The organism is Streptomyces sp. BYX5S, from assembly GCF_054724165.1.
The window spans coordinates 5,564,421-5,586,911 of sequence record NZ_CM138829.1; the positions used below are offsets into that span (position 1 = coordinate 5,564,421).

The 22,491-nt window shown below is 72.2% G+C and carries 25 protein-coding genes; 8 read left to right on the forward strand and 17 right to left on the reverse strand.

Going from position 1 to position 22,491, the window contains the following annotated elements:
- Positions 1-4 precede the first annotated feature (4 nt).
- Positions 5-754 (forward strand): FadR/GntR family transcriptional regulator, encoded by a 750-nt coding sequence (locus ACYBSK_RS25275; protein ID WP_457479509.1) that lies wholly within the window; start codon positions 5-7, stop codon positions 752-754.
- 99 nt (positions 755-853) lie between these two features.
- The gene (locus ACYBSK_RS25280; protein ID WP_460243450.1) at positions 854-1,348 is read left to right on the forward strand and encodes an anthrone oxygenase family protein; all 495 of its coding nucleotides are present in this window, start codon (positions 854-856) and stop codon (positions 1,346-1,348) included.
- A gap of 61 nt (positions 1,349-1,409) precedes the next feature.
- Here ACYBSK_RS25280 and ACYBSK_RS25285 read toward each other — a convergent pair whose 3' ends face one another.
- From ACYBSK_RS25285 to ACYBSK_RS25340, 12 genes are all read right to left on the reverse strand, one after another.
- On the reverse strand, positions 1,410-2,000 hold the full coding sequence (locus ACYBSK_RS25285) for an anthrone oxygenase family protein (protein WP_457479511.1): 591 nt from the start codon (positions 1,998-2,000) through the stop codon (positions 1,410-1,412).
- 213 nt (positions 2,001-2,213) lie between these two features.
- Positions 2,214-2,930 carry a beta/alpha barrel domain-containing protein gene (locus ACYBSK_RS25290; protein ID WP_460243451.1) on the reverse strand — a complete coding sequence of 239 codons (717 nt, stop codon included), beginning with the start codon at positions 2,928-2,930 and terminating at the stop codon, positions 2,214-2,216.
- An 18-nt stretch (positions 2,931-2,948) separates the two neighbouring features.
- Positions 2,949-3,653: a phosphoribosylanthranilate isomerase gene (gene trpF, locus ACYBSK_RS25295; protein WP_460243452.1), complete on the reverse strand. Its 705-nt coding sequence runs from the start codon at positions 3,651-3,653 to the stop codon at positions 2,949-2,951.
- The gene (locus ACYBSK_RS25300) at positions 3,650-4,795 is read right to left on the reverse strand and encodes an acyl-CoA dehydrogenase family protein (protein ID WP_460243453.1); all 1,146 of its coding nucleotides are present in this window, start codon (positions 4,793-4,795) and stop codon (positions 3,650-3,652) included. Before ACYBSK_RS25300 ends, trpF begins: the two co-directional genes overlap by 4 nt.
- A 42-nt stretch (positions 4,796-4,837) precedes the next feature.
- Positions 4,838-5,212, reverse strand: a complete 375-nt coding sequence (locus ACYBSK_RS25305; protein WP_457479515.1) for an ectoine synthase — start codon at positions 5,210-5,212, stop codon at positions 4,838-4,840.
- 2 nt (positions 5,213-5,214) lie between these two features.
- Positions 5,215-6,051, reverse strand: coding sequence for a tryptophan synthase subunit alpha (trpA, locus tag ACYBSK_RS25310; RefSeq protein WP_460243454.1), 837 nt, complete (start codon positions 6,049-6,051; stop codon positions 5,215-5,217).
- The gene (locus ACYBSK_RS25315) at positions 6,044-7,075 is read right to left on the reverse strand and encodes a hypothetical protein (RefSeq protein WP_460243455.1); all 1,032 of its coding nucleotides are present in this window, start codon (positions 7,073-7,075) and stop codon (positions 6,044-6,046) included. The genes trpA and ACYBSK_RS25315 overlap by 8 nt, the downstream gene beginning before the upstream one ends.
- Before the next feature lie 2 nt (positions 7,076-7,077).
- Positions 7,078-7,335 carry an acyl carrier protein gene (locus tag ACYBSK_RS25320; protein ID WP_457479518.1) on the reverse strand — a complete coding sequence of 86 codons (258 nt, stop codon included), beginning with the start codon at positions 7,333-7,335 and terminating at the stop codon, positions 7,078-7,080.
- A gap of 68 nt (positions 7,336-7,403) precedes the next feature.
- Entirely contained in the window at positions 7,404-8,870 is a 1,467-nt protein-coding gene (locus ACYBSK_RS25325) for an AMP-binding protein (protein ID WP_460243456.1), read from the reverse strand.
- Positions 8,863-9,717 (reverse strand): MaoC/PaaZ C-terminal domain-containing protein, encoded by an 855-nt coding sequence (locus ACYBSK_RS25330; RefSeq protein ID WP_460243457.1) that lies wholly within the window; start codon positions 9,715-9,717, stop codon positions 8,863-8,865. The genes ACYBSK_RS25325 and ACYBSK_RS25330 overlap by 8 nt, the downstream gene beginning before the upstream one ends.
- Positions 9,714-10,964 carry a beta-ketoacyl-[acyl-carrier-protein] synthase family protein gene (locus ACYBSK_RS25335; RefSeq protein ID WP_460243458.1) on the reverse strand — a complete coding sequence of 417 codons (1,251 nt, stop codon included), beginning with the start codon at positions 10,962-10,964 and terminating at the stop codon, positions 9,714-9,716. The genes ACYBSK_RS25330 and ACYBSK_RS25335 overlap by 4 nt, the downstream gene beginning before the upstream one ends.
- 18 nt (positions 10,965-10,982) lie before the next feature.
- Positions 10,983-12,200 (reverse strand): aminotransferase class I/II-fold pyridoxal phosphate-dependent enzyme, encoded by a 1,218-nt coding sequence (locus ACYBSK_RS25340; protein WP_457479522.1) that lies wholly within the window; start codon positions 12,198-12,200, stop codon positions 10,983-10,985.
- A 293-nt stretch (positions 12,201-12,493) separates the two neighbouring features.
- Between ACYBSK_RS25340 and ACYBSK_RS25345 the strand changes: the two genes are divergently transcribed.
- Entirely contained in the window at positions 12,494-13,285 is a 792-nt protein-coding gene (locus tag ACYBSK_RS25345; RefSeq protein ID WP_460243459.1) for an AfsR/SARP family transcriptional regulator, read from the forward strand.
- A 129-nt stretch (positions 13,286-13,414) separates the two neighbouring features.
- On the opposite strand, the gene ACYBSK_RS25350 is transcribed toward ACYBSK_RS25345, so the two are convergent.
- From ACYBSK_RS25350 to ACYBSK_RS25360, 3 genes are read right to left on the reverse strand one after another with little or no spacing between them, the layout of a single operon-like run.
- Complete coding sequence (locus ACYBSK_RS25350) at positions 13,415-14,173, reverse strand: SDR family NAD(P)-dependent oxidoreductase (RefSeq protein ID WP_457479524.1); 759 nt, start codon at positions 14,171-14,173, stop codon at positions 13,415-13,417.
- The gene (locus ACYBSK_RS25355; protein ID WP_460243460.1) at positions 14,170-15,156 is read right to left on the reverse strand and encodes a 3-oxoacyl-ACP synthase III family protein; all 987 of its coding nucleotides are present in this window, start codon (positions 15,154-15,156) and stop codon (positions 14,170-14,172) included. Before ACYBSK_RS25355 ends, ACYBSK_RS25350 begins: the two co-directional genes overlap by 4 nt.
- A gap of 11 nt (positions 15,157-15,167) precedes the next feature.
- Entirely contained in the window at positions 15,168-15,422 is a 255-nt protein-coding gene (locus tag ACYBSK_RS25360; protein WP_018105947.1) for a hypothetical protein, read from the reverse strand.
- Positions 15,423-15,637: 215 nt separating this feature from the next.
- On the opposite strand from ACYBSK_RS25360, the gene ACYBSK_RS25365 reads away from it, so the two are divergent.
- From ACYBSK_RS25365 to ACYBSK_RS25385, 5 genes are read left to right on the forward strand one after another with little or no spacing between them, the layout of a single operon-like run.
- A complete protein-coding gene (locus tag ACYBSK_RS25365) occupies positions 15,638-16,516 on the forward strand; it encodes a class I SAM-dependent methyltransferase (RefSeq protein WP_460243461.1) in 879 nt (292 codons plus the stop codon).
- A gap of 9 nt (positions 16,517-16,525) precedes the next feature.
- Positions 16,526-18,091, forward strand: coding sequence for a flavin-containing monooxygenase (locus ACYBSK_RS25370; protein ID WP_460243462.1), 1,566 nt, complete (start codon positions 16,526-16,528; stop codon positions 18,089-18,091).
- Between the two features lie 20 nt (positions 18,092-18,111).
- Complete coding sequence (locus ACYBSK_RS25375) at positions 18,112-19,602, forward strand: FAD-binding protein (RefSeq protein ID WP_460243463.1); 1,491 nt, start codon at positions 18,112-18,114, stop codon at positions 19,600-19,602.
- 56 nt (positions 19,603-19,658) lie between these two features.
- On the forward strand, positions 19,659-20,180 hold the full coding sequence (locus tag ACYBSK_RS25380) for an SRPBCC family protein (RefSeq protein WP_460243464.1): 522 nt from the start codon (positions 19,659-19,661) through the stop codon (positions 20,178-20,180).
- Positions 20,177-21,025: an alpha/beta fold hydrolase gene (locus tag ACYBSK_RS25385; protein ID WP_460243465.1), complete on the forward strand. Its 849-nt coding sequence runs from the start codon at positions 20,177-20,179 to the stop codon at positions 21,023-21,025. Before ACYBSK_RS25380 ends, ACYBSK_RS25385 begins: the two co-directional genes overlap by 4 nt.
- A gap of 157 nt (positions 21,026-21,182) precedes the next feature.
- Here ACYBSK_RS25385 and ACYBSK_RS25390 read toward each other — a convergent pair whose 3' ends face one another.
- Together ACYBSK_RS25390 and ACYBSK_RS25395 are read right to left on the reverse strand one after the other, a co-directional pair.
- On the reverse strand, positions 21,183-21,731 hold the full coding sequence (locus tag ACYBSK_RS25390) for an anthrone oxygenase family protein (protein ID WP_460243466.1): 549 nt from the start codon (positions 21,729-21,731) through the stop codon (positions 21,183-21,185).
- A 37-nt stretch (positions 21,732-21,768) separates the two neighbouring features.
- A complete protein-coding gene (locus ACYBSK_RS25395) occupies positions 21,769-22,425 on the reverse strand; it encodes a hemerythrin domain-containing protein (RefSeq protein WP_460243467.1) in 657 nt (218 codons plus the stop codon).
- Positions 22,426-22,491 lie beyond the last annotated feature (66 nt).

Here is a 22,491-nt window from a genome sequence, read left to right on the forward strand (position 1 = left end):
ACCCATGTTCAACAAGGTGGACGGGCCGGTTCGGCTCGCGGATCGCGTCGCGGCGATGCTCACCGAGGAGATCGAGTCGGGACGCCTGACGGCCGGCGACAAGCTGCCCACCGAGGTCGAACTCGTCAAGCAGCTCGGCGTCAGCCGTACGGTGATCCGCGAGGCGGTCTCCCGGCTGCGCAACGCCGGCCTGGTGGAGCCCCGCCAGGGCCGCGGCGTCTTCGTGCTGCCCCGCCGCACCCGTCCCCTGGACCTGGCGGCCGAGGGCGGCACGCTGGCGAAGGTGCTCCAGATCGTCGAGGTCCGCCGCGCCATGGAGGCGGAGGCCGCCCACCTGGCGGCGACCCGCGCGACCCCCGCGGACGTGGCGCGGATGCGCGCGGCGCTGGAGGCCATCGACACGGCGGTGGCGGCGGGCGGCGACGGCACCGACGAGGACCTCGCCTTCCACCGCTCCGTCGCCGAGTCCACGGGCAACCCGGTCCTCGTCTCCACGGTCCGCTACCTCGGCGAGGTCTCCCGCGGCGGCATCCGCGTCACGCGCGCCAACGAGGCCCGCCGCGACGACTTCTTCGAAGCGGTCCGCAGCGAGCACCAGGCCATCCTGACCGCCATCGAATCCGGCGACCCCAAAGCCGCCCGCACGGCCGCCCGCCTCCACATGCAACACGCCGCGACCCGCCTCCAGAAAGCCGACCCCGACTTCTGGAACGAGGCCGAAAACCTGGACGTTGCCCTCGACGCGGATTCCTGAGCCGTTCGCCTGCGCGTTTGACCTTTCTGTTGCATTCTCTTTGCGCACCGTGGAGTTGACTGGCGGGTGCGTCGAAGGGCTGTAGGGAGGGTCGGGGCAATGGAGATCGCGCAAGGGGTCGCGCTCGTCGTGGCGACGGTGGCGACGGGGCTGGTCAGTGGGTTGTTCTACGGGTTCGCCATTTCGGTGATGCCGGCGCTGCACGGTGGGGACGACCGGACGTTCATCGATGTGATGCAGCGGATCAACAGGGCGATCCTCAATGGATGGTTTCTGCTGGGGTACGTCGGCGCGCTGCTGTTCGGGGCGCTCGCGGTCGGGTTGCAGTTCGGTGGTGGGGACAAGGACGCGTTGTGGCCCGCCGTCGCGGCGCTCGTCGTCTATTTCGCGTCGATGGGGCTCACCAACCGCATGAACATTCCGCTCAACAACGCGCTGGACGCGGCGGGCCCGGTGGGGTCCATCGCCCGGCCCGAGGCCGTACGGGCCGCGTTCGAGGGGCCGTGGGTGCGGTGGAACGTGGTGCGGGCGCTGATGTGCACCGTCGCCACCGGGCTGTGGTGCTGGGCGCTCGTGCTCCAGGGCGGGAGCTGACCGGCGGGCATGCGGGAAGGCGGGGTGCGGCGTGTCGCCGCGCCCCGCCTTCTCGTGCGGTTCAGGCCTCCGTGCGGCCGTGCAGCCTGGCCGCGTACGCCGCGCAGCCCAGGGCCGCCGTGCAGAGCAGCGTACGGACGATGTTGACCGTTTCCCAGGTGCCCTTGAACTTCTCGACGAGGGCGAAGTCGTGGATCTTCGCCGGGTCGCCGAGGTCGGCGAGCTGGTTGTTGAGCGGGATCTCCACGCCCATCGTGAGCATGAGGACGAACAGATAGAGGACGGCGGCGAGCCCCGCCCACAGGGCGATCGTCCGGTGGCCCCTGCGGAACTCCAGGAACGCCGCGACACCGGCCGCGACGATCGCGCCGCAGAAGACGAGGGCGAACAGGCCGTTGCCGTCGATCTCGGCGTTGAACTGCTGCATCGCGGTCACGTACGTACGGTCGTCGGTGTGCGCGAGGCCCGGCATCACCGAGATGTCGTACGCGAAGAAGAGGCCGGCCATGAGGCCGAGGGTGACGACCGAGACGAGGTGCAGCACCCCTGCCGCCCTGCTCGGGCGTGCGGGTGTGTGCGGTAGCTGCTGCGGCAGCGGCTGCTGGTAGGGCGGGTGGCCGTACTGCTGGCGCTGGTACGGGTTGGCTGTCATCGGTACGTCCTCGCTTTGGTCTGAAGCCGGTGTGTACGGGTGCCGAGGCGCGCTGTTCCTGAGATTAGGCGGATTCCCCCCGCGGCCCACGGCGCCCGGGGCGGGCCTGGACAGCTTTGCGAGCGGTTCTCGACCGGTCGTCGAGCGACACTTGAGCGGTGCCCCGCGGCCGGGGAGGCCAGGGGCACCGCTCGTCGTGCGGCGCGGATGCGCTCAGGCCGAGTGGAGCACGGGACGCGGCGCGCGCCGCCCGTGGTCGAGGTCGGTCAGCCAGCGCTCCGGGTCGCCGCTGCGCAGCAGGGCGGTGCCGACGAGGAGACCCGCGAAGCCCGCGTCGAGGAGGCGGGCCGCCGTGCCGGGGGTGTCGATGGCGCTGGCGCTGACCGGGCAGCGGGTGCCGCTGGCCAGGAGGGCGGGCAGCAGGTCGAAGCTGCGGTTCGGATCGCCGCGGTCGCGTTCCTTGGTCTTGATGTCCTTGTTGTTGACGGCGATGACGCACTCGTCGGCGTGCGGCACCGTCTCGATCTCGGCCTCCGTGGTGACCTCGACGAACGGGGTCAGTCCGGTGCGCAGCGCCGCCACCGCGAGGGAGCGCAGCGCGGACGCCGGGAGCAGGCCCGCGGTGAGCAGGACGGCCGAGGCGCCCAGCTCGCGGGCGGTCTCCAGCTGTTCCTTGCGGGTGATGAAGTCCTTCTGCAGGAGCGGGAGTTTGGTGAGGCGGGCGACGTCGCGCAGCAGCTCGCGGGTGCCGCCGAACCAGCGGCCGGTGACGACCGAGATGCAGGGCGCGCCGGCGTTCTCGTACGCGATGACGGTCTCGGCGGGGGTGTGGCCCGCGATGAGGTCGAAGCCGTGCGCGTCGCGCCGCTTGATCTCCATCACCAGGGGCCGTTCGGCCGACAGGAGGGATTCGATGAAGGGTTGGCTCATGGTGCGCTCCGTTGGGTGTCAGGTGCTCCAGGCGCGGGCGATCCCGGTGACGGCCGGGCCCGCGAAGCGGCCGTCGCCGCCGCGGGCCGCGGTGTCGACGTCGATGCCGCGCAGCCGGGGGTGGCTCAGTACCCGTCCGTAGGCGCGGCTGTTGGCCTCGGTGAGCCCGCCGGCCAGCCAGAACGGCAGGGTGAAGCGGTCGGCCAGGTCGAGGACGGTGTCCTCGGCGAGGCGTTGCCCGGTGCTGCCGACGCGGCCGTCGGCGGTGGTGGCGTCGATGAGGAACAGGTCGGTGCCCGCCCGCTCGTACGCGCCGAGCAGGGGACGTTCGGCGCAGGTGCCGCCCGAAACGTGCAGCACCTTGACGATGACGGCGTCCGGGAGTGCGGCACGCAGCGCGCGCACGGTGGACGGCCGCTGGTAGGCGTGGAGTTGGACGGTGGTGATGCCGGTGCGGCGCAGCACTCCGGCGAGGGTGTCGGCGTCGCCGAGGAAGGTGACGAGGACGGGGTGCAGACGCCCGGTGGCGCGGGCGGCCGCCGCGAGGGCGGCCACGTCGTGCTCCGGCAGGTCGGCCGGTCCGCCCGGGACGCCGTGCCACAGGCCGACGAGGCCGGCTCCGGCTCCGGCGAGCACCTCGATGTCGCGGGGGCTCGTGGCGCCGCAGACCTTGAGGGTGCGGACGGGCGCGGGCGGGGACGGCGGTGCGGGTGCCGAGGTCATCGGCCCAGGCCCAGCTGGGCGGCGATGCGGTTGTACTGGATCTCGTTGCTGCCCGAGTAGATCGTGCCGCCCACCGCGTTGCGCACGTCGATCTCCAGGCCGGTCTCGCTCATGTAGCCGTGTCCGCCGAAGACCTGTACGGCGGTGAGGGCGCCGGAGAGGTTGGCCTCGCTGGTGACGAGCTTGGCGATGGCCAGGTCCTCGGTGACGTTCTCGCCCGCTTCGAGGCGCTCGGCGGTGTCGTAGAGCCACTTGCGCGCCGTCTCCAGCCCGATCTTCGCGTCGACGATCTTGTTGGCGACGCTCTGGTGGGAGCCGATCGGTCTGCCGAAGGAGTGGCGGGTGCGGGCGTACTCCACGCAGCGGTCGAGCCGGTGCCGCATCTCTCCCGCGTTGACGACGAACGAGAAGAGGATCTCCCGTTTCATCACGTGGTCGAGGACGATGAAGCCGCCGCCGACGCGGCCCAGGACCTGGGTGCGCGGTACGCGGCAGTCGTCGAAGTACAGCTCGCTCAGCGGCGAGGTGCGCAGGCCCATCTTCTTGACGGGCCTGCCGACGGTGAGGCCGGGGGTGTCCCGGTCGACGAGGAACGCGGTGACGCCGAGCGCCCCGCCGTCGGGCCGGGTGCGGGCGTAGACGACGAACACGTCGGCGACGGGCCCGTTGCTGACGAAGCACTTGCCGCCACTGAGCACGTAGTCGTCGCCGTCGCGCACCGCCCGCGTGGCCATCGCCATCGCGTCGCTGCCGGACTCTGCCTCGGTGATGGCGTGGGCGCCGATGGCCTCGCCGGAGCAGATCAGGGGGAGGTACCTCGCTTTCTGTTCGGGGGTGCCGAACGCGGTGAGGGGGACGCCGGTGCTGGCGAGGGTGGTGGTGACACAGAAGTTCAGGCCGGCGTCGCGGCAGTGCTCGCCGAGGCCTTCGAGGACGTACATGGTGGTGAGCAGGGACTGGCCGAGGCCGCCGTGCTCCTCGGCGAAGGGCAGGGCGAGGATGCCGGTCCGCCGGACCAGCTTCCACTTGTCCCAGGAGAACTCTGCCCGTTCGTCCTGGTCGAGGTGGTCGGCGCTGAGCGCTTCGCCCCACCGGGCCAGGCCGTCGCGGAGATCGGCCTGGTCGGTGTTCCAGCGGATCACTTGGGGCCCCCTTCAGGGGTGCGTACGGGTGCGGGTGGTGGCTCAGTACGCGGAGGAGGAGTGGGCGTCGAGGCTGTGCACCTCGTCGCCCTGGAGGGCGGGGGTGAAGACGCAGACCAGGCGGAGGTCCTCGTGCGGGGAGGCGACGAGGTAGTGCGGGTCGTGCTGGTCGAGGGCGTACATGCGGCCCGGTGTGATGGGGTGGGAGGTGCCGTCGAGCTCGACCACTTCTCCGGAGCCCTCGATGCAGTAGCAGGCTTCCAGGTGGTTGCGGTACTCGAGGCGGGACTTGGTGCCGGCGCGCACGGTGGTGTCGGTGAGCGAGTAGCCGACGCCGTCGGAGGCGGTGAGGAAGCGGCGGCTGAGCCCGTTGCCCCAGTCGACGGTCTTGACGGTCTCCAGGTCGCGGATGATCACGGTCAACTCCTTTGGTGTGTAAGGCTGTTGGGTGAACGGGTGGTGTCCGGCCCGAGGCGGAGCGACCGGACGAAGGCGCGCAGCTGTGCGGTGACGGAATCCCTCTGGTCGAGGGCCCGTTCCACGTGGGCGACGCCCGCCGAGCCGACGATGGCGGCGTCGGCCCCGCTCGCGGCGACGGCCGCGACGTGGCTGCGCGTACTGACCCCGAAGCCGACGGCGATCGGGGAGTCGGTGTGGGCCCGCAGACCGGTGACGGTCGGGGCGAGCGCGGCGTGCCCGGTGGGTGGCGGGGTGCCGCTGCGGCCGTAGTGGGCCACGAGGTAGAGGTAGGCGGAGGCTTCCCGGGCGGCCCGCGCCCGGGTCTCCTCGGGGCTGGTCGGGTAGCAGGTGGTGACGACGGCGGTGCCCGCGGCGTCGGTGGCCTCGCGGTAGGCGTCGCGCAGCCGGGGCGGCAGGCCGTGCACCAGCAGGCCGTCGGCGCCGCTCGCGGTGATGTCGCGGGCCGCGGCGGCGAGGTCGCGGCGTTTGAGGGAGTGGCTCCAGTCGGCGAGCAGCGCGATCCGCAGATGGCGCAGGGACGGCCGGGTGCGGGCGAGGAACGCGAGGACGTCGTCGAGACCGGTGCCGCGGTCGAGGGCGCGGCGGGCGGAGCGGCGTACGACGGGCCCGTCGGTGAACGAGTCCGGGAAGGGGACGGCCAGTTCGAGGCAGTCGACCCGCTCCTCGTCGAGCATGTGGACGACGTCGGTCAGCTCGTCGAGGCCGGGGTCGCCCGCGTTGAGGAAGAGGGCGAGTCCGGGGTGTCCGGGTGCGCGGCGCGCGAAGAAGTCAGCCACGGCGCACCGCCTCGGCGGTCCGTCGGGTGCGCAGCCGTCGTACCAGGTCGGTGGCGGCGCCGGAGGTGATCGCCTCGCCGGTGGCGGCCAGGGCGGCCGGCCAGTCGCGGTGGCGGCCGCTCGCCACGGCGAGGGCGGCGGCGTTGAGGCGGACGGTGGCGGTGGCCGCGGGGTGGGCGCGGCCGGCGAGGACGGCCAGGAAGTGGTCGACGGCCTCGCCCTTGGGGGCGGGCGCCAGAGCGTCGAAGCCGCCAACGACCGACAGCAACTGGCCCGGTTCCAGGACGAGTTCGCGGCCACGGGCGATGTGGATCGTGTTGCGGGCGAAGCCGAGGAGTTCGTCGGCGCCCTGGTCGTTGCTGGTCAGCCACACCGTGCGGGTGGTGAGGGTGGCGGCGAGGCGGCGCAGGTCGTCGAGCGGCATGGTCCGGGAGACTCCGGTGACCTGGGCGGCGACCGGCAGGTCCGCGAGGAAGGGGCCGAGCGCGTTCAGGAACCGGCCGAACGGTTTCATCGGCATCGGCGCCAACAGGCGGGCGAGGCGCGTGAGTTCGACCGGGTAGACGAACGGTCCGGCGAACGCGATGCCGTCGCGTTCCAGGTGTTCCTCGGTCTGCTCGTACGACGCCGTCAGGCGCACGCCGAGGCGTTCGAGCAGGTCGACGGAGCCGAGGCTGGAGGTGTAGGCGCGCGAGCCGGTCTTGACGACGCGCACCCCGGCGGCGGCCGCGACGAACGCGGCGGCCGTGGAGATGTTGAAGGTGGCGGGTCCGCCGCCGGTGCCCACGACGTTGACCGTCCCGGGCCAGGCGGGCCCGGTGGGCGCGGGGCGCCGCTCCAGAAGTGTGCCGTGCAGGGCGGCCAGCGTCGCGGGGTCGGGGAGCCGGGTGGTCAGGGAGGCCAGCAGGGCGACGGCCTGCTCCCTGGGGAGCGTGCCGTCGCCGAGCCGGTCCCACAGGGACCGCCACGTCTCGCGCTCGGCCACCGCCCGCCGCGCCAGCAGGCCGGTGAGCGCGTCATGCATGGCTAGCTCGTCACCTCCTGGCGCGCGCCCGCGACGAAGGCGTCGATGGCGGCGGCGCTGCGGAAGTTGTCGGGGTCGAGGTCCGTGTCGTCGACGGCGAGACCGAACCGGTCCTCGACCCACGCGATCAGCTTGAGCAGCCCGAGGGAGTCGATGGCTCCGTTGGTCAACAGGTCCTGATCGTCGGCGAGTTGGTCCGGTGTGAGGTCCGGCAGGAACTCCTCGATGAGGAACTGCTTGATGGTGGCCCTGTCGCTCATGACGTCCTTCCTTCTGCTGTGGCTGAGGGTCTGTTGCCGCTGAGGGTCGTGTGCTGGGGATACGGGGGTCAGTTCGCGGCGAGCGCGCCGCGGTCGACCTTTCCGGTGGCGGTCTTGGGCAGCGGTTCGTCGGTGATGCGCAGCACGCCGGGGACCGCGGCCCTCGGCAGGGCTCCTGCGCAGTGCTCCTTGAGCAGCAGGCTGTTGAGGCCGCTGCCGGGGGCGCGCCGCACTCCCGCGACGAGCCGTTTGCCGGTGAGCGGGTCGGGCCGGGCCGCGACGCCGGCCTCCAGGACGGCGGGGTGGCGCAGCAGCACCTGCTCGATCTCGGCGGTGTTGACGGCGACGCCGCGCACCTTGACCTGGAAGTCGCTGCGGCCGGTGAGGTGCAGCAGTCCGTCGGCGTCGCGGCGCACGAGGTCACCGGTGCGGAACCAGGTGGCGTCGTCGTGGCCGAGCGGGTGGGCGGTGAACTTGCCGCGGCTGCGCGCCGGGTCGAGGTAGCCGGCGGACTGGAAGGGCGTCCTGACGTACAGCTCGCCCGTGCCCGCGCCGGTCACCTCGCGGCCGTCGGCGTCGAGGACGAGCGCGGCCACGCCGGGCAGCGGGGTGCCGATGGGTACCGGCGGGAAGACGGTGGCGGTGGTGTCGACCTCGTACGCGAAGCTGTCGTTGGTCTCGGTGCAGCCGTAGATGTTGGTGAGCCGGGCCGCGGGCAGCAGCTCGCGCAGTTCGGCGAAGGTGCGCTCGGGCAGGGCGTCGCCGGTGAAGACGGCGCGGCGCACCGAGGGCAGGACGACGCCCGCCCGGTGGGCGGCGTCCAGGACGAGCCGGTAGAACATCGGCACGGCCTGCACGATGCCGATGTCGTGGCGCAGCAGCAGGTCGAGCAGATGGCGTCCGTCGACCGCCTTGTCGGGGTCGACGAGGACGACACGGCCGCCGTGCGCGAGGGTGCTCCACACGTCGAACAGGCACAGGTCGAAGTTGAGCGGCGCGTAGTTGAGGACGGCGGTGTCGTGGGTGACGCCGAGGGCCGGTCCGGCCCAGGCGGTGAAGCGGTCCACGGCGTCGCGGCGCAGCGGCACGATCTTGGGCAGTCCGGTGGAGCCGGAGGTGGTGAGCATGAAGGTGGTGTCCGGGTGCACCGGGTGGGCCTCGGAGCGGGCGGGTGCGAGGACGCACTGGGGTTCGCCCTCCGGGGCCAGTACGTGGTGGCAGCCGGCCTGCGCGAACAGATGGGTGAGCAGGGAGTCGGCGAGCTGCGGCGAGGGCAGCAGGAACGGGCGGTGGGCGAGCAGGCAGCCGAGTACCAGCGCGACGGCGCCGGGTGACTTGGCGGCGAGGACGCCGACGGGTTCGCCGGCCGAGAGCCCGAGCAGGGCGAGGCGTTCGCGTTCGCGGCCCGCCATCTCGTACAGCGCGCGGTAGCTGGTCTCCTCGCCGTGCCAGACGAGGGCGGTGGCCTCCGGCCGCTCGCGGACCTGGGTGAGGAAGCCGTGCAGCAGCCCGGTGACGGGGTCCCGGTCAGTCATGGCCGCCGCCCGACGGGCCTGCCGTGTCGGCGAGTTGGGCCCAGCCGCTCTTCACGGCGATGCCGCCGGGGGTGCGGCAGGTGAAGCGGACGAGGGTGCGGGCGGTGTCCGGGGTGAGCTCGACGCGCAGCGGCACACCGGGCACCACGGGCGCGGAGAAGCGTCCGCTGACGGCGCGTACGCGGGTGATGTCGCCGTCGGCGTACCGGTCGGCGATCTCCTCGACGGTCAGGGCGAGCACGCTCATGCCGTGGGCGATGACGCCGGGGAACCCGGCGTCGCGGGCGGCCCGCTCGTCGAGGTGGATGGGGTTGAGGTCGCGGGAGGCGTGGGCGTAGCCGCGGATCCACTCGGGGGTCAACTGGTGCTCGACGGCTGTCGGTTCGGCGGCTTCGCCGGTCGGGGCGGGCGTCGCCGGGGCGGGGATCTCACCGAAGGGCTCGATGGCGCTCGCGCCCATCAGCAGGGCGCTGGTGAGCAGTTCGGCGTACGCGGTGCCGTCGGCGCCGGTGAGGCGGGCGCGGACGGCGACGCGGGTGCCGCGGGGTTCGCGGCGGGCGCCGAGCACGTCGAGGGCGATGTCGACCTGGTCGCCGGGTCGCACGGGCCGCTCGATGCGGATGTCCTGGGCGAGGTGGACGACGGAGACGGGCTCCGGTTCGGCGGCGGCCAGCTCGCGCACGGTGGCGTCGGCGAGGCCGTGCGCGAGGACGAAGGCGTGCACCGGGGAGGCGCCGTCGGCGCTCCCAGGCGCCGGAAGGATCGCGCGGACGGCCGCCCGGAAGGCGGTCAACTCCTCTTCCGTGACGCTGTGTCGCGCCGTGCGGGGTGCGGTGGTGGTCGTCATGACGGCGCCACCACCAGGCTCGCGTTGTGGCCGCCGAAGCCGAAGGAGTTCGACAGGGCGGGTCCCAGGGCGACGGGCCGTGGCGAGGTGTGCACCACGTCGATCTCCATTCCTGGCTCCAGGTGTTCGTGGTTGGCGGTGGGCGGCACCTCTTGGGCGCGCATGGCCTGCACCGCGGCGATGATCTCGACGGCCCCGGCGGCTCCGATGAGGTGTCCGATGACGCCCTTGGGCGCGGTGACGGGCGGCCCGTCGGTGCCGAAGACCTTGGTCAGGGCGGCGGCTTCGGCGCGGTCGTTGTGCGGGGTCGAGGTGCCGTGGGCGTTGATGTGGGCGATCTCGTCGGGGGCGAGTCCGGCGTCGGTGAGGGCGCCGGTCATGGCGGCGACGGCGCCCGCGCCGTCGGGCAGCGGCATCGACAGGTGGTAGGCGTCGGAGGTGGCGGCGTACCCGGCGATCTCGGCGTAGGCGCGGGCGCCGCGGGCCCGCGCGTCGTCGAGGCGCTCCAGGACGACGAAGCCGGCCCCCTCCCCCATGACGAATCCGTCGCGGTCCCGGTCGAAGGGGCGGGAGGCGCGCGCCGGGTCGTCGTCGCGGCCGGAGACCGCGTTGAGGTTGCCGAACGCGGCGAGGGTGACCGGGGTGAGGGTGGACTCGCAGCCGCCCGCGATCGCCACGTCGGCGCGGCCGGAGCGCAGCAGCTCGGTGGCGTGCCCGATCGCGTCGACGCCGCTGGCGCAGGTGGTGGCGACGGTGGTGGCCGGGCCGGTCCAGCCGAGCCGCATCGCGATCTGCGCGGCGGCCGCGTTCGGCATGGTCAGCAGCGGCATCAGCGGGTTGACGCGGTGCGGTCCCGCCTCGCTGAAGTGCGCGGACTCCCGGTCGCTGGTGGCGCGTCCGCCGACCGCGTTGCCGACGACGATCGCGGTGCGGCCCGGTTCGGCGGCCGGGGCGCCCGCGTCGCGGTGGGCGGCGAGCGCGGCGGTGGTGCCGTACAGGGCGAAGGGGTCCATGCGCCGGGCGTCCTTGGCGGAGACCAGGGCGCCGGGTCCGTCCACGTCGAGTCCGGTCACCCGGCAGCCGATCCGCACCCGGTGGCGGGCGAGGTCGAGGTGGGTGAGCTCGGCGGCGGTGGAGCGGCCCGCGCGCAGGGCGGCCCACAGGTCCTCGGGGGTGCATCCGGCCGGGGTGACCACACCGATCCCGGTGATCACCACCGGGGGGCGCGGGGAGGCAGCGGCAGTCATCGTCGTCACGTCTCTTCGTCAGGCGGGGAGGATGCCGCACTCGCGCGCGGACTTCACGAACGCCTCGGCGGCGAGGTCGATGTCCTCGGGCGTGTGCCGTGCGGTCACCGCGATCCGCAGCCGCGCGAGGTCGTTGGGGACCGCGGGGGTGACGACGGGGATGCCGATGACACCGTTGTGCCGGCAGGCGGTGGCCAGGTCGTACGCCGCGTCGTCGGAACCGGCGATCAGCGGCACGACCGCGGTCTCGCTGTCCTGGGTGCGCAGCCCCTGGGCGTTGATGAGGTCGCGCAGGCGGGCCGACTCGCGCTGGATGTGGGTGACGCGCTCGGGTTCGCGCTGGAGGATGCGCAGGCTCTCCAGGGCGGCGGCGGCCTGCGCCGGGGCGAGGGCCGCGGAGAACAGGAACGGCCTTGCCGCGTACCGCAGGTGGCCGATCAGTTCGGCGGGGCCCGCCACCCAGCCGCCCATGGACGGGATGGCCTTGGAGAGGGTGCCGAGCTTGATGTCGACGCGTACGCGGTGGTCGAAGTGTTCCTCGATGCCGCGTCCGGTGGCGCCGATGACGCCGAGGGCGTGCGCCTCGTCGACCATGAGCAGCGCGTTGTGCTCGTCGCACACCTTGCGCAGTTCGGGCAGCGGGGCGATGTCGCCGTCCATCGAGTAGACGCTGTCGACGACGACGAGGCGTACGCCGCCGGGCGGGGCGGCGGCCAGGCGCCGGTCGAGGTGGTCGACGTCGTTGTGGCGGAACCGGGTGACGGTCGCGCCGGACAGCCGGCAGCCGTCGACGATGGAGGCGTGGTCGTACTTGTCGATGAAGACGGTGTCGCCGGGTCCGACGACGCCGCCGACGGTGCCCACGTTGGCCGCGTAGCCGGAGCCGAAGACCATGGAGGCCTCGCGGTCCGCGAACCGGGCGACCTCGGCCTCCAGTTCCTCGTGCAGCGGGATGGTGCCGGCCAGGGCGCGCACGCCGTGGTTGCCGGTGCCGTAGAGGTCGACGGCGGCCTTGGCGGCGGCGACCACCCGCTCGTCGCCGGCCAGGCCCAGATAGCTGTAGCCGGACATCATCAGCAGTCGGCGCCCGTCGAGGTCGGCGTAGGCGCTGTCGCGCTCGACGGTGTAGGCGACGAAGCTGTTGCGGCGGTCGGGCACCGGCTCCAGCGCGGCGACGCGCTGGAGCGTGGCGTCCAGCTTCGGCTCGAGGCGTTCCCAACCTCCGGGTGCGTTCACGTGAGTCTCCTCAGGCTGATTCAGTCCGCCGGCAACCGGCCTATTCATGAGGGAATTTGTACGCCGCACTCCGCAAGACGGCCGCAACACGAGGGCTGGAGCGCTTCTCGAATTCCACTCGAAGAACTCTGGAGAACACGCGGAGAGCTGCACGACAACGGCCCGGAAAAACCATGGAACTTGGGCTTCCAGGCATTCCGATCGGTATGTTTCCGGGCTCAATTGACATGGCGTGAAAGCTTTTGCGATGGTCGCGTCGACAACACGGGGAATGGCGAGAATAGGACGGCGCAATGTTGATCCGACTCGTAGGACTTGTCACCATCGAGCACGAGGCGGAGCCGCCCAGGCACCTGTCGAGCGCACAGGCGCAGGTCGCCTTCGCCCGGCTCGTCCTGGAGCGCTCCGCGGGCACCAGCCGCGACCAGCTCGCGGACACGCTGTGGCCACAGGGGCTGCCCGACACGTGGGCGTCCGCGCTGCGCAGCGTCGTCAGCCGGGTGCGCACCTTCGTCACCAGCGAGGGCCAGCGGCCCGGCGAGACGCCGCTGATCGCCCAGAGCGGGCGCTATCTGCTGCGGCTGCCGGACGACGCGGTGACCGATGTGGAGGCCGCGGAGGCGGCGGTGGCCGAGGCCCGGCAGGCCTGCCGGGACCGGGCGCACGCGGTGGCGCAGCAGCTGGCCACCGGCGCGGTCGCCAATCTGCGCGGCGCGTTCCTGCCCGCCCACGAGGGCGAGTGGGTGAACAGCACCCGCGAGCGCATCGACGAACTGCGGCTCACCGCACTGGAGTTGGCGAGCGTCTCGGCCGCGGCGCTGGGCAACGGCCACCACGCCCTGCGGTACGCCGACGAGGCGGTGCGCCGGGCGCCGTTCCGAGAGAGCGCGCACCGCTGCCAGATGAACGCGCACGCGGCGGCCGGCAACCGGGCCGACGCGCTGCTCGCCTACCAGCAGCTGCGGGAACTGCTCACGGACGAACTCGGTATCGAGCCGGCGCCGCGCACCCAGTCGCTCTATCTGGACCTGTTGCGCGATCCGGAGCCGCGGGCAGCACTGGAGGAATTGCGGCCGCCCGCGTAGGACGGCCACGCGCGAAAGCGTCCGGGGAACGGGCTCGAATTCCCCGGACGCTTTCGTGTGCCGTAAATGAATCAGCCCGTAACGGTCGCCGGCGGGGGGTGGCACGGCGAACCGTTACGGGCTGAGCTCTCAGGTGATCGAAACGCCGCTGTCGATACTGAGGACCTGTCCCGTCATGCAGTCCTGGTCCAGGAACAGACTCGCGCTGCGGGCGACCTCCTCCACGGTGACGAACCGGGGCACGGGGGCCTTCGACTCCATCGACTCCTTCACCTGGTCGGGCAGGGTCTCCGTCATGCCCGTGATCATGAAGCCGGGCGAGAGCGCGTTGACCGTCACGCCGCGCCGGCCGCACTCGGCGGCCAGCGTGCGCGTGAAGCCGATCAGCCCCGCCTTGGAGGCGGAGTACGCCGTCTGTCCGGCGGTCGCGATCAGACCGGAGGGCGAGACGACGTTGACGACCCGGCCCCACCGCTTGCGCAGCATGTACGGGACGCACACCCGCGCCGTGTGGAACGAGCCGATCAGGTTGGTCTGGATGACGGCTGCCCAGTCCTCGGGCTTCTGCATCGCCATGACCTGGTCGCGGCGGATGGCACCGTTGTTGACGAGGACGTCGACCGGGCCGAGTTCGGCGGAGATCCTCTCGTACATGGCGGTGACCGCCTCGTAGGAGCCGACGTCGCCGGTGACCAGGACCGAGTCGTGGGTGAGCTTGTCCTGCACGGCGCGCGCCGCGTCCCGCGCGCTGTTGTAGTGGACGGCCACCTTGCAGCCGAGCGCGTCCAGTTCCAGTGCCAGCGCCTGGCCGAGCCCGCCGGAGGCTCCCGTCACCAGGGCGACGGGCTGCTCGGGCCGGGTCCCGGCGGGTTTGCCGGTGCTGCTCATCGTGTTCCTCCGCGCCATTCGAGGAGCATGGAGCCCCAGGTCATGCCGGCCCCGAAGCCGGCCAGGAGAACCAGGTCGCCGTCCTTGACACGGCCCTCGTCGAGGGCCTCGGTGAGGGCGATCGGGATCGACGCGGACGCCGTGTTCCCGTACTTGTGCAGGTTGGCCACCAGGGCTTCGGGGCGAAGGCCGGTGTGGCTGAGGATCGAGTTGATGATGCGGATGTTGGCCTGGTGCGGGATGACGTGCTGTACGTCGGCCGCCTCGACCTTGGCGTTCTTCAGGGTCTCGCGGACGGTGCGGACCGTGTAGCGCACGGCGTTGAGGTAGATCTCGTTGCCGTTGATCTGCGCGTAGTGCAGGCCCTGGCGCACCGTGTCCTCGGTGGTCGGCAGGCGGCTGCCGCCGGCGAGGACCTTGAGGCTGCCGGTGCAGCTGCCGTCGGCGCCCAGGTTCCAGGCGAGGACGTTGCTGTCGGCGGCCGGTTGCAGCACGACGGCGCCCGCGCCGTCCCCGACCAGGATCGACAGGTCCCGGTCGGCGGGGTTCGCGGTCAGCGTGTGGGTGTCGGAGCCGATGAGCAGGATGGGCCGCGGGTCGATCGCGATGAGCGCCATCGCGGAGACCAGCCCGTAGACGAAGCCCGCGCACTCGGAGTTGACGTCGTGCGCGCTGCCGGCGATGCCCAGTTCGTGGTGGACGAACGCGGACGTCGCCGGCGAGGGCTGCTCGGGCGTGGCGGTGGCGACGATCAGATGCGCGATGTCGCCGCCGCTCAGGCCCGCCTTCTCCAGGGCGCGCCGACCGGCCTCGACGGCCAGGGAGGCTGTCGTCTGGCCGGGCCCGACGGCGCGCCGTTCACTGATCCCGCACCGGCTGGTGATCCAGTGCTCGTCGACGCCGAACCGCTCGGCCAACTCGGCGCTGGTGACCACCTTCTCGGGGACGGACATCCCCCACCCGGTGATGTCGAAGCCGTTCATGCGCGCCCCGCTCAGGCCTGCGCCGGCACGAGCGCCAGGATGCGGTCGTAGACGTGGCGCAGGGTAGTGGTGTCGTCCAGGTCGGCGAAGAGGGACTCGTCGGCCGGGATGTCCGGGTAGGTGTTCTGGAAGCCGTACAGCCACTCCATGAGGTCCAGCGAGTCCACGTCCGGGATGTGCTGGAGGGGGTGGTCCGGGTCGACCTTCTGGGCGCCGGACACGGCCTCGAGCTGGCTCGCCAGTTCTTCGATGGTGGGCAGAGACATGAGGTGGGTCCTTCCTCCGCAGGGTGGGGCCTTGTCCTGATGCGGCCGCGGCCTTGACGAGTACGCATCGAACCCGTCGGCGCGCAATCGGCGCGCAACAGCCGGCGCCTGCGTTCGTGTTGCACATCTCTTGCGACGCGGAGGGTTTTCTCGTCTCGCGCTGACATCTGGCGTGACGCCAAGAGCCATGAACCGGACGGGAGTTGAGGACGAAAATGACGACGGTCGCGAACCAGTCGGTCCCCGAGGTCGACGCGATCAGGCACCACTACGAGGTGAGCAACGACTTCTACCGCCTCCTGCTGGGCCCGACGATGATGTACTCCGGCGGCTACTGGGAGGAGGGCGAGGGGCTCACCGAGGCCCTCGACGAGGCCCAGGAGCGCAAGCTGGACACGTTCGTCGAGCTGGCCGGGGCGGCGAACACCCGCCGCGTCCTCGACGTGGGCTGCGGCTGGGGCACCATGCTCAACCGTCTCACCACGGTGCACGGCGTCGAGCAGGCCGTCGGCCTCACGCTCAGCCGCACGCAGGAGCAGTTCATCGCCGGCCTGGACAACCCGAGGATCACCACGCGGGTGGAGTCCTGGGAGGACCACACCACCGACGACAAGTACGACGCCGCGTTCTGCATCAACGCCCTGGAGCACTTCGTCTCCTCGACGCTGTCGCCGCGCGAGCGCACCAAGAAGTACCGGGTGTTCTTCCAGAAGGTGGGTGCCACCCTCAAGCCGGGCGCGCGCTTCGTGCTGCACACCATGACCGCGGAGGCGCTGCCGATGAACCGGCAGCTGCTCGACGACCTGAAGTTCCTCCAGCGCTCGGAGTTCGAGAACTGCCACATCCCGCACCTGCACGAGCTCACGCAGGCCGCCGAAGGACTCTTCGACGTCGTGGAGATCGTCAACGAGCGCGAGTCGTTCGCGGTCGCCTGCCGGGCCTGGCTGGAGCTGCTGGCCGCCCGCCGCGACGAGGCCGTCGCCCTGGAGGGCAAGGAGGTCGTGGCCCGCTTCGAGCGCTACCTCGACATCTTCGCGTACACGCTCGAGGACAAGTTCTTCAACAACTTCCGCGTCACCATCGCGCGCCGCTAGGAGGCTGACGTGACGAGCATTCTCGAACCGGCCCGCAGCGACGGCGACACCCGGCCGGGCGGCCGGGCCGGCGGCGGCGGACCGCAGCGGCACCTGCGGGTCGCGGTCATCGGCAGCGGCTTCTCCGGCCTCGGCATGGCGATCCGGCTGCTCCAGCGGGGCGTCGACGACTTCCTCGTCTTCGAGCGGGCCGACGAGGTGGGCGGCACCTGGCGGGACAACTCCTACCCGGGCGCGGCGTGCGACGTGATGTCCCACCTGTACTCGTTCTCGTTCGCGCAGAACCCGGAGTGGAAGTCCACGTTCGGCAAGCGGGACGAGCTGTACGCGTATCTGCGCGACACCGCCGACCGGTTCGGGGTGCGTCCGCACATCCGCTTCGGCCACGAACTGCTCGCGGCCCGCTGGGACGAACCGACGCGGCGCTGGCACATCGAGACCTCGCAGGGCGACTACACCGCGCAGGTGCTGGTCAGCGGCACCGGCTATCTCAGTGAGGCCGCGGTCCCCGACATTCCGGGGCTCGACGGCTTCGAGGGCACGGTGTTCCACTCCTCGCGCTGGCGCCACGACCACGATCTGAGCGGCCGCGAGGTCGCCGTGATCGGCACGGGCGCCTCCGCGATCCAGTTCGTCCCCAAGATCCAGCCCGAGGTGGGGCGCCTCGACCTGTACCAGCGCACCCCGCCGTGGATCGGCCCGAAGAACGACAAGGCGACCAGCCCGTTGCAGGCGAAGCTGCTGCGCGGGATGCCCGGCTATCAGAGCTTCCGGCGCAACTTCAACATGTGGGGCCGGGAGGTCCTGGCCTTCGTGATGAAGCGGCCCAAGGTCGCCGGGAAGATGCAGAAGATGGCCAGCGACCATCTCAAGAAGTCGGTCGCGGACGAGACACTGCGGGCGAAGCTGACACCCGACTACGTGATGGCGTGCAAGCGCCTGCTGTTCTCCAACACGTGGTACCCGGCGATCCAGCAGCCCAACGTGGACCTGGTCACCGACGGCATCGCCGAGGTGCGGGCCCGCTCGATCGTCACGGCCGACGGCACCGAGCGGGAGGTCGACACGATCATCCTGGGCACCGGTTTCAAGGCCACCGACCGGCCGGTCGCCGGACGCATCACGGGACGCGGCGGCCGGCTGCTGCGCGACGTGTGGCGCGAGCGGGGCATGGCCGCGCACCGCGGCACCACGGTCGCGGGCTTCCCGAACCTGTTCCTGCTGCTCGGCCCCAACACGACGCTCGGGCACTCCTCGCAGGTCGTGATGATCGAGGCGCAGATCGGCTACGTCCTGGACGCGCTGAAGGTCATGGACAAGAAGGGCCTGGCCTCGGTGGAGGTTCGAGAGTCGGTCCAGGACGACTGGAACAAACGGCTTCAGGCGCGACTCGATGGCACCGTGTGGAACGCAGGGAACTGCAAGAGCTGGTACCTCGACGAGCACGGGCGCAATCCGTCGATCTGGCCGACGTACACCTGGCGCTTCCGCCGTCAGACGAAGCAGTTCGACCCTTCCGAGTACCAGCTCGCGACCACGGTGGGCGCCGGTCTGCCGGCCCTGAACCGCACGTAACCGGACAGGAGACACACCGAATGAGAAGCAGCACCTCCATCACGCGGCGCGGCGTCCTCGGGGGCATGGCGGCCGCCACTGTCATCGGCTGGAGCTCCACGCACCAGGCGTGGGCCCGCGAGGGCGACGCGGCCGCCGCGTCCGCCGCCGAACTCCCTTCCCTGGACGGCACGTTGCAGACCGCGGCGAGTGCCACCGCCGCGTTCAACCATGACTTCGGGCGCATGGTGAACGGCGCGTGCTGGGCGGTGCTGCGTCCCGGCTCGGTCCAGGACGTCGTCAAAATGGTGCGCTACGCACGCGCCAACAACCTGAAGATCGCGATGAACGGGCGCGGCGGCACGGGCGGCGACGAGGAGTCGCACTCCTGCTACGGGCAGGCCCAGGTGCCGCAGGGCGGCATCGCGATCGACGCGCGCGGCCTGACGAAGATATGCAGCGTCGGGGCGTCGAGCGCGGTGGTGGAGGCGGGGGTCACGTGGGCGCAGCTCACCGACGCCGCGCTCGCCAAGGGCCTGACCCCGCCGGCGCTCACCGACTATCTGCACCTGTCGATCGGCGGCACGCTCAGCGTCGGCGGCATCGGCTCCACCGTGCAGCGGTACGGGCTCCAGGTCGACACGGTCAAGTCGCTCGACATCGTGACCGGCGCCGGTGAGCTGGTCACCGCGAGCCCGTCGCGCCGCGCCGACCTGTTCAACGCGGCGCTGGGCGGCGGCGGCCAGGTCGGGATCATCGTGCGGGCCACGCTCGCGCTGGTTCCCGCTCCGCCGAAGGTCACGGTGTTCACCCTGTACTACCGGGATCCGGCGGTGTTCCTCGCGGACTCCGAGAAGCTCATGGCCGAGAAGCGGTTCCAGGGCCAGGTCGGCGAGATCGCCGTCACCCCGGACTACTCGGGCTGGTGGTACAAGCTGGAGGGCCAGGCGTACTGGTCGGGCGGCACGGCCCCGAACCGGGAGCGGCTGCTGTCCGGGCTGAACGACGAGCGGGCCTCGGCGACGATCCAGGACATGCCCTACCGGGAGTGCGTGTTCCGCACCGACGCCTGGGAGACGTGGCTGAAGGAGAACGGGTACTGGGAGCAGCCCAAGCCGTGGCTGAGCCTGTTCGTCCCGGCGTCCAAGGCGAAGGAGTTCGCGCGGCTGCTGACCGAGGAGCTCACCGCGGACGACCTGGGCGCGGGCTTCCTCCTCTACTACCCGTACCCGACGGCGAAGTTGACGCGGCCGCTGTCGGTGCAGCCGACCGAGTCGACGGCGTACCTGTGCGACGTGCTGCGCTTCCCGGCGCCGGGCGCGGACGTGCAGGCGATGCTCGAGCAGAACCGGAAGCTGTACGACAAGGCGGTCGCCCTCGGCGCCAAGCGCTATCTGGTCGGCGCCGTCCCCCGCATGACCCAGGCGGACTGGAAGGCCCACTTCGGCGCCCGCTGGGACGGGCTCGTCGCGGCGAAGCGCCGCTACGACCCGGCGGGCATCCTCACCCCCGGTCAGGGCTTCTTCGGCTGAACCCCGGGGCCCGTCCCCCGGGGCCTGACCCTCCGGCATTCGACAGGAGAATCGGCATGACAGGTTACGACTTGATCGACGAGGCGGTCGTGGACGCGCCGCCCGAGGCGGTGTGGGAGGCGCTGGTCGCCGAGTTCCGCGGCGCGGCCCGGTGGTGGGTGCCGGCCAACACCTTCGCCGTGGTGTCCGGCGCCCCGGACGTGGTGGGCGGCGAGGTCGCGGTCACGGTGCACACCAAGGGTGTCGACAAGGGCGGCCCGAAGCTGCGGTTCACCGCGCGCACCCGCGCCGTCGAGCCGGGCCGGCTGCTCTCGGTCGACTACGTCGACGGGGTGTTCCGCGGCACCAGCGACTTCGTCGTCGAACCGCTCGACGGGGGCCGCACCAAGGTCGGCATGCACTTCGTGGGCCGGCCGCACGGCTGGCTGAAGCTGCTCGCGAAGGTCGCCGACATCGGGGCGGAGCACTCCAAGGCGACCAGCGCGGCCTTCGTCGCGCTGGGCCGTGTCCTCGCCGAGGAGCGCGACCGGGCGGCCCGTGCCGCCGAGGACCGTCAGCTGGAGGGCAGCGCCCGATGACGACGGCCGCTGCGGCGTCGGCGACCGAGACGCAGCTCCGCACGGACGACGGCGCGCTGCTGGCCGTCTCCGTGCTGCCGCCGCTCGCGCCGCCGACGGGTGTCACGGTGGTGCTCGCGCACGGCTGGGGCGCGTCGCGCCGGGTGTGGAGCACGGTGGCCGACCGGCTGATCCGGTTCGGCCACCGGGTGGTCGGCTACGACCAGCGCGGTCACGGCGCGTCCTCGACGGGCCGCGAGCCGTTCGGGATCGCGCGGCTCGGCGCGGACCTGGCGGCGGTGCTCGACCACGTGGGGGCGCCCGACGCGGTCGTCGTCGGGCACTCCGGCGGCGGGTTCGCCGCGCTGTCGTACGCCTCGTCCGGCGCGGCCGGCGCCGGGCGGCTGGGCGGCCTCGTGCTCCTCGGCACCGCGGCGCACGACCAGGACACCCCGGACAGCGAGGTCCGCATGATGGGCAGCGCGCTGTTCCAGCGCGCCGTGTCCCGGCCGGCCCTCGGCCGGATGCTGCTCGGGCAGAACATGCTGGGTCCGGGCGCCGGGCGTCAGCTGCGCGAGGTGAACCGGCAGATGTTCGCGGCGACCGCCCCCGCGGTGCGCGCCGAGGCGTTCCGGTCCTCGCGCGGCATGGACCTGCGCCCGGCGCTGGTGTCGGTGACCGTACCGACGGTGGTCCTGGCGGGCAGCCGCGACAAGGTGATCGAACCGCGTCTGGGCCGCGTCGTCGCGGAGGCCCTCCCCCGCGCCCGCTTCGAGGAACTCCCGGACATCGGCCACATGCTCCCCCTGGAGGCGCCCCAGGTCGTGGTGGCCGCGGTGGCCGAACTGACGGGCGGGAAAGGGTAGTTCCCCGTCACCTCACACGTGAGGGCCGCCTCCCCGAACACTGGGGAGGCGGCCCTCACGTGTGAGGTGACGTCGGGACACCGCACCCATGCGCCTGCCCTCCGTGCGGGGGAACGTCCGGAGGGCAGGCGCGGATCGAGGGGTGGTGCGGTGGGTTTCAGGGGCGGGCTCGGAGCACCAGGGCGCGTCCCAGGCAGGCCAGGGCGGCCGTGCACGCCAGGGTGCGGGCGGCGTTGGCCGGGACCCATGTGCCGCGGAACCTGTCGCGGATCAGGGCGAGTTCGGCGCCGGAGGCGTGTTCCGTGAGACGGGCGAGTTGTTGGTTGAGGGGGACGTTGACCTTCATCGTGACCGCCACGACGGCCGAGTACAGGGCGAGGGCCGCCCACACCCAGCGCGCGGCACGGTCCTTGCCGAGGCGGCGCAGGCGGACGCCGGACGCGCCGGTGGCGAGGAACGCGCCGAAGAAGACCAGGCCGAACAGGCCGTTCTCGATGGCGTCGTTGATGTGCGCCATGGTGGCGACGAAGGCCGCGTCGTCGGCGCGCTCCAGGCCCGGCATGACGGAGACGTCGAAGGCGAAGTACAGGCCGGCGCTCAGTCCCATGGCGACGGTGGCGGCGTACAGCGGCAGGTCGGCGCGCGCGCCCGGCCGGACCCCGTACGAGGTCAACGGCGCGGCGGCGACGTCCGGTTGGGCGTTCATGGGGTCCTCCGTGAGGTGTCCGGGCGCCGGCACCGGGTCACAGGGACCGGGCGACGGGCGCCAGCAGTCGTTCGTAGCGTCGGCGCAGCACGGTGCGGCCCAGCAGGCGCACCGGCGGCGGGATGGTCGCGGCGACGTGCGCGACGGACGCCGGGTCGGCGCCGTCGAACATCCAGGGCTGAAGGTGGCCGAGGACGCGGGGCGACGCGGTGCGCAGCAGCTTCCGTTCCAGGGCCAGGTAGCGCTGTTCGCCGAGCGCGGTGAAGGCGGGGAAGGCGACGCGTTCCTCGGCGGCGAGGTGGTCGCGCAGGACGTCCCCGAAGGTGTCGGCGGCGGGCACGAGCCCGCCGGGTCCGACGCCGGGGGCGAGCGCCGCGCCGACCGCGTCCATGGCCGCGTCGAGCCGCGCGTGGTCACCGTCGATGACGTCGGCGGCCTGGGCGAACTCCGGTACGGAGCGCCGCAGTTCGGGCCACAGCACCTCGTCCTCGCTGTGGTGGTGCCAGTCGATGATCTCGCGCAGGCCGCGCCACCACGCCGCCACCCGGTCGGGGTGCGCGCCGGTGGCCGAGCGGGCGACGGCGGCCAGTCTGCGGGCGTCCCGGCGCATCGCGATGTGCATCAGGGCGAATCCGTGGAAGTGGCCGGGCAGCGTCGCGAGTCGTTCGCTCGTCATCGGTTCGGTTCCGGTCATGGCGGTGTCCTCACGCGAGAGGGGGTCGGGCCGGCGCGGGGCGGGGTGGCGTGTGCGGCGCCCCGC